The organism is Flavobacterium bomense (assembly GCF_003970355.1).
Map to the genome: position 1 here is coordinate 1 of NZ_RYDJ01000091.1, position 456 is coordinate 456.

The following is a 456-nucleotide window of genomic DNA, read 5'->3' on the forward strand; positions in this document are numbered from 1 at the left end:
CTCCATTCCAACCACAAGAAGTTTCTAATAAAATAGCAGAACTCTTAAGTTCGCCTGAAATCAATGCCGAAGTTAAAATTATTTTTCAAACCGTTGAAAATTTACATATTGCTTGTCCAAAGAATTTAGGGGACTGGTATTTTACTGGTGATTATCCAACACCTGGAGGTAATCGTGTTGTAAATAAGGCGTTTATGAATTTTTATGAGGGAAAAGATGCAAGAGCTTATTAATAAGTTGATGTTTTAGTATTTCATCGAGTATTTTAGTATTTCGTCTAAAAAACTTGTGCAAAACAGTATTTCAATATATATTTGTCTCACCATAATATTAGTAGGTTAAGTTTATGGTAAATCTTGGGCAAAAAAGGTGGAAGAGGTTCCACCTTTTTTAGTGGAATGAAGTCAAAGCCTCTAACCCCAAAAGGGAAATCAACGCAGAGATAAAAAATATTTT

1 pseudogene is annotated in these 456 nt (G+C 32.5%); it reads left to right on the forward strand.

Annotation, left to right across the window (positions count from 1 at the left end):
• Positions 1–233 (forward strand): annotated as a pseudogene (locus EKL98_RS15755) (amidophosphoribosyltransferase); the annotation flags it as partial.
• Positions 234–456 lie beyond the last annotated feature (223 nt).